This window comes from Halomonas sp. BC04 (genome assembly GCF_000568385.1).
In genome coordinates, this window is record NZ_AZQX01000269.1 from 1 (window position 1) to 5,056 (window position 5,056).

At 62.3% G+C, this 5,056-nt stretch carries 3 protein-coding genes and 2 pseudogenes; all 5 read left to right on the forward strand.

Annotated elements, in window-relative coordinates; all coding sequences use genetic code 11:
* Positions 1–376, forward strand: a pseudogene (locus tag Q427_RS18505) (methyl-accepting chemotaxis protein); the annotation flags it as partial.
* A gap of 72 nt (positions 377–448) precedes the next feature.
* Positions 449–838, forward strand: a complete 390-nt coding sequence (gene cheY / locus Q427_RS18510) for a chemotaxis response regulator CheY (RefSeq protein WP_043514138.1) — start codon at positions 449–451, stop codon at positions 836–838.
* 37 nt (positions 839–875) lie between these two features.
* Positions 876–1,565 (forward strand): protein phosphatase CheZ, encoded by a 690-nt coding sequence (gene cheZ, locus Q427_RS18515; protein WP_043516580.1) that lies wholly within the window; start codon positions 876–878, stop codon positions 1,563–1,565.
* 148 nt (positions 1,566–1,713) lie between these two features.
* Complete coding sequence (gene flhB, locus Q427_RS18520) at positions 1,714–2,910, forward strand: flagellar biosynthesis protein FlhB (RefSeq protein ID WP_043516581.1); 1,197 nt, start codon at positions 1,714–1,716, stop codon at positions 2,908–2,910.
* Positions 2,907–4,986, forward strand: a pseudogene (gene flhA / locus Q427_RS18525) (flagellar biosynthesis protein FlhA). The gene flhB and the pseudogene flhA overlap by 4 nt, the downstream one beginning before the upstream one ends.
* Positions 4,987–5,056: the final 70 nt, after the last annotated feature.

The following is a 5,056-nucleotide window of genomic DNA, read 5'->3' on the forward strand; positions in this document are numbered from 1 at the left end:
CGTCACAGGAACAGAGTGACGGCATCGAGCAGGTCAGTCAGGCGGTGGGCAGATGGATCAGGTGACCCAGCAGAATGCCTCGCTGGTCCAGCAGGCCACCGTGGCCGCTTCCTCGCTGGAAGAGCAGGCCAGCCGACTGGAGCAGGCCGTGGCGGTATTCCGCCTGGCCGGAGACCCATTGAACACCACACAGCAGCGTCAGACTGCCGCGAATGGCACGGGCGGTACGGAACAGAGTCATGGCGACATGGCGTCCCGTCCCCGAGTGCCGGCACTGACGCAGCCTGCGCAACGTCGGGTCGCCGAGGTGGATCCCAAGCCAAAGCGCAAGACGCGTAACGAGCCTGTGGCCGAGGGCGAGTGGGAAGAGTTCTGAACAATTTTGTACTACGACGGCGGAGAGGCCCGCCGAGCGTCAACTACTGCATGACATGAATGAGGAATCCTGATGGCTGACAAGAACATGAGCTTTCTGGTGGTCGATGACTTCCCGACCATGCGCCGGATCGTTCGGAGCCTGCTCAAGGAGCTGGGCTACACCAATGTCGAGGAGGCCGAGGATGGCCAGGAGGCATTGAGCAAACTCCGTTCGGGTGGCTTTGAGTTCGTGGTGTCCGACTGGAACATGCCCAATCTCGACGGCCTGGAGATGCTCAAGCAGATTCGTGCCGACGACGGGCTCAAGGAGCTGCCGGTGCTGATGGTTACTGCCGAAGCCAAGAAGGAGAATATCATCGCCGCTGCCCAGGCAGGTGCCAGTGGCTATGTGGTCAAGCCCTTCACGGCCGCAACACTGGAAGAAAAACTCAACAAGATATTCGAGAAAATGGGCAAGTGATTGCCGGGGGCAGTGACCTGGCGAAGGAGATGACAAGATGAGCGCAAACGAGCAGCCCGGCGAGGCGCAGCCGTCCAGCGCCCCCGGTGAAGACCTGGTGCAGCGTATTGGTCAGCTGACGCGCATGCTAAGAGAGAGCATGCGCGAGCTGGGTCTGGACAAGGAGATCGAGAAGGCTGCGGAAGCCATACCCGACGCCCGTGATCGACTCAGCTATGTGGCGACCATGACCGAGCAGGCCGCCGAGCGGGCGCTGAATGCCATCGACAGGGCGCAGCCAATCCAGGATTCGCTCAGCGATGAAGCCGAGGCGCTGGACAAGCGCTGGGCAGAGTGGTTTGCCGAACCCATGGAGCTCGATGAGGCGCGCGAACTGGTCAACGAGACGCGCTCCTACCTGTCCGGCGTGCCTGACAAGACCCAGGCAACCCAGAAGGAGCTTCTCGAGATCATGATGGCCCAGGACTTCCAGGATCTGACGGGCCAGGTCATCAAGAAGATGATGGACGTGATTCGCGAGATCGAGCACCAGCTGGTGCAGGTGCTCATCGACGCCGTTCCCGAGAACATGGCACGGGAGACCATGCAGCAGAAGGCCAACGATCAGTGGGAGAACGATCGCAAGCGTGAAGAGAGCCTGCTCAATGGTCCCCAGATAAAACCGAGTGCCGATATCGTCACCGACCAGGACCAGGTCGACGACCTGCTCGATCAGTTGGGGTTTTAGCAGCCTCCACCCGCTTGTATTTCTTCCGATAGCGCTTCTGCGCCGAGGGTCATGGTCGATAAGACCACGATCATCGGCGCTTTTTGGCGTATTACCCATCCCCTGAAGCCCCCACAATAGCCAGCGTGCACACGAATGTCCGGACGCCATGGCTGAGCAGAGCAGTGATCAGGAAAAGACCGAAGAGGCCACGCCTCGCCGACTCGAGAAGTCGCGCGAGGAGGGGCAGGTTGCCCGATCCCGCGAATTGACCACGTTCATGCTGTTGCTGGGCGGCGTGGTGGGCATGTGGTCCATGGGCGCCATGCTCTATGACCAGTTGGGTCTGGTGATGGAGCAGGCCTTCCTCTTCGAGCGTAAGCAGGCCTTCGAAACCGGCCCCATGCTGGTCAACGTGCTGAACCTGGGGCAGCGCACGCTATGGACGATGCTGCCGCTGTTCCTGCTGTTGTGCTTGATTGCCCTGGTGGCGCCGGCACTGCTGGGCGGCTGGCTGATATCCGCCAAGTCGCTCAAGCCGCAGCTGTCGAAGCTGAACCTGTTCAAGGGCTTGAAGCGGATGTTCGGCGTGCAGGCGCTGGTCGAGCTGTTCAAGGCGATTGCCAAGTCAACGCTGATCGGTGGTGTCGGGATGGCATACCTTTACTTCAATCGTGGGGAGTATCTCTCGCTGCTCGATCAGCCCACCACCCAGGCTCTGGCCCGCGCCCTGATGATGGCCGCCGAGGCCTGTGGACTGATGGTGCTGACGCTGCTGGTGGTCATCCTGATCGACGTGCCCTACCAACTCTGGAGCCATGCCAAGAAGTTGCGCATGTCCAAGGAGGAGGTCAAGCGGGAACACAAGGAGTCCGAGGGTGACCCGCACGTCAAGGCGCGCATCCGCTCCCAGCAGCAGGCGATGGCACGCGGTCGGATGATGAGCAAGGTGCCCGAGGCGGATGTCATTATCACCAATCCCACGCACTATGCGGTGGCGTTGCAGTACGACGAGAAGCAGATGGGCGCACCCCGGGTCGTGGCCAAGGGGGCCGACATGGTGGCGGCGCGTATCCGGGAGGTGGGACAGGAGGCCGGTGTGCCGCTGCTCGCGGCTCCGCCGCTGGCCCGGGCCTTGTATCATCACGTGGATCTCGACAGGGAAATCCCGCTGGATCTGTATACCGCCGTGGCGGAGGTACTGGCCTGGGCCTTTCGTCTCAAGCATGTGTCACTTGAGGGGGGAGATGTGCCACCTACGCCCGAGGATCTACCCATACCGCCCGAGCTGGCCGTGCCCGGTGACAACGACGAGGCTGATCGACATGCATCACAGCGCAATGAGCCGACCGGGGGGCGCGAATGAAATCCCTTAGTCATTTTATCGGTCGCCACGAATGGATGGGCGACGTACGCATGAAGTTGCTGGCAGGGCCGATCCTGATCCTCATGATCCTGGCCATGATGATCCTGCCGCTGCCGCCCTTTGCGCTGGACATGCTGTTCACCTTCAACATTGCGCTGGCCATCATGGTGTTGCTGGTCAGCATGTTCACCCAGAAACCGCTGGACTTCGCCGCCTTTCCCGCGGTGCTGCTGTTTACCACCCTGCTGCGGCTGTCGCTCAACGTGGCCTCCACCCGTGTCATCCTGATGGAGGGGCACCAGGGCGGCGATTCCGCCGGCAAGGTGATCGAGGCCTTCGGTTCCTTCCTGGTGGGGGGTAATTTCGCCGTCGGCCTGGTGGTCTTCCTGATCCTCGTCATCATCAACTTCATGGTCATCACCAAGGGCGCCGGTCGTATTGCCGAGGTGGGCGCCCGCTTCATGCTGGACGCGATGCCGGGGAAGCAGATGGCCATCGACGCCGACCTCAATGCGGGGCTGATCGGCGAGGAGGACGCCCGGAAGCGGCGTGGCGAGGTGGCCCAGGAGGCCGATTTCTACGGTTCCATGGATGGTGCCAGCAAATTCGTGCGTGGCGACGCCATGGCCGGCCTGGTGATCATGGTGGTCAATATCATCGGCGGGCTGCTGATCGGCATGCTCCAGCACGGCATGGACTTCGGCGATGCGGCCAGGACCTACACGCTGATGACCATCGGCGATGGTCTCGTGGCACAGATTCCGGCGCTGGTGATCTCGACGGCTGCAGGCGTGACCGTGTCTCGGGTCAATACCGAGGAGGACGTGGGCCAGCAGATGATCAGCCAGCTGTTCGTCAATCCCCAGGTGCTGATCCTGCGGCGGTGGTCATGGGCCTGCTCGGGATGGTCCCGGGGATGCCCAACATGGTCTTCCTGCTCTTCACCGGCCTGCTGGCGGGACTGGCCTGGATGCTGACCCGCCAGCGGAGCAGCGCCTGGTCGAGCAGGAGATCAGCGCCGAACCGCCACCAGCCCCCGAGGCCCCCGAGGCGAGTTGGGACGACGTACAGCTGGTCGATACGCTGGGTCTCGAAGTGGGGCACCGACTGATCCCGCTGGTCGATCAGCGCCAGGCGGGCGAACTATTAGGGCGCATCAAGAGTGTGCGCAAGAAGTTTGCGCAGGAGGTGGGTTTCCTCCCGTCGGTCGTTCATATCCGCGACAACCTGGAGCTGGGTGCCAATACCTACGTGATCACCCTCAAGGGTGCCGAAATTGGCCGAGCAGAGGCGTTCCCGGGGCAGTGGCTGGCCATCGACCCAGGCCAGGTGACGGGGCAGCTACAAGGCACTCCCACTGAAGATCCGGCCTTCGGCTTGCCGGCGGTCTGGATCGATTCCGGCCAGCGCGAGCATGCGCAGGTCTACGGGTATACGGTAGTGGACGCGGGCACCGTGGTGGCGACGCACCTCAACCACCTGTTGCATCGTCACGCTGCCGAGATGCTGGGACGTCAGGAGGTCCAGAAGCTCCTCGACAAGCTGGGCGAAGAGCAGAAGTCCCTGGTCGAGGACGTGGTGCCCAAGGCGATCAACCTGACGACCTTGCAGCGCATCCTGCAGAATCTGCTGGAAGAGGGCGTTTCGATTCGCGACATGCGGACTATCCTCGACACCTTGGCAGAGTATGCACCCCAGCAGCAGGATGCCAATGAGCTGACCGCCCTGGTGCGAATCGCCCTGGGCCGGTCGATCACCCAGCAGTGGTTCCCGGGTCAGGACACACTCAATGTCATTGGCCTGGAGGCACAGCTCGAGCAGGTGCTGATGCAGGCAATGAACGGAAACGGTGCCCTGGAGCCGGGGCTGGCGGAGACGTTGATGAGCCAGGCGGAGCTGGCATTGACCCGCCATGAAGCAAGCGGGGAGCCCCCCGTCATGGTGGTTCAGCACAGCCTGCGGCCGCTGCTGTCCCGCTTCCTGCGCCGTCGACTGCGTCATCTCGTGGTCATGTCACAGGCGGAGATTCCCGATGATAGGACACTGCGCGTCACGACGCTGGTGGGAGGTCGATAAGCGATGAGTGTCATGCGATTTACAGGTGTTAACAGCCGGGATGCCATGCGCCAGGTGCGCGAGACGCTGG

Excerpts from the sequence above, each read along its gene's own strand:
- cheY (WP_043514138.1), top strand. The coding sequence starts at position 449 with ATGGCTGACAAGAACATGAGCTTTCTGGTGGTCGATGACTTCCCGACC.
- cheZ (WP_043516580.1), top strand. The coding sequence starts at position 876 with ATGAGCGCAAACGAGCAGCCCGGCGAGGCGCAGCCGTCCAGCGCCCCC.
- flhB (WP_043516581.1), top strand. The coding sequence starts at position 1,714 with ATGGCTGAGCAGAGCAGTGATCAGGAAAAGACCGAAGAGGCCACGCCT.